This window comes from Actinomadura napierensis, from assembly GCF_039529375.1.
Lineage (GTDB): Bacteria > Actinomycetota > Actinomycetes > Streptosporangiales > Streptosporangiaceae > Spirillospora > Spirillospora napierensis.
Genome location: NZ_BAAAMR010000407.1, coordinates 1 through 537 on the forward strand (window position 1 = coordinate 1; position 537 = coordinate 537).

Genomic DNA, 537 nt, shown 5'->3' on the forward strand with positions numbered 1-537 from the left:
GCTCCTGATGCCAAGGCATCCACCGTATGCCCTTAAAAACTTGAACACACGAAACGATCAAAACAAATCGCAGAGACAAAACCCCAACACCCCACCCCTCCCCAAAAAAAATAAGGGAGAAGCAAAGAGCGAGGTTTCATCAGAGATGCTCGCGTCCACTGTGCAGTTCTCAAAAAACAACCGGGCCCACCAGAACCACCCCGACCGATACGGTCGAGGCGGTGTCTGGTCCCGCAGTCCGAGGTCACCGGGCTAACGCCCGTTTCCTCAGGACCCAACAGCGTGTTCAACCTGCCGGCCACCCGGAGCTCACCGTTCCCACTCCCCTACGGGGCGGTACTAGCCGAGCCGCACGACCGGCAGACTGAATAACCAGTGCTCCACATCTATGAGCAGCCACCCGACGAACACTCGCCGCCGATGATGGCCACCGACCAGGACCCCTCTACCGAGGCGGTCTGGCCAGTTGATGCTCCTTAGAAAGGAGGTGATCCAGCCGCACCTTCCGGTACGGCTACCTTGTTACGACTTCGTCCC

1 rRNA gene is annotated in these 537 nt (G+C 58.7%); it reads right to left on the minus strand.

The window, feature by feature from the left end:
- Positions 1-480: 480 nt before the first annotated feature.
- Positions 481-537, minus strand: a 16S ribosomal RNA gene (locus ABD296_RS50185); the annotation flags it as partial.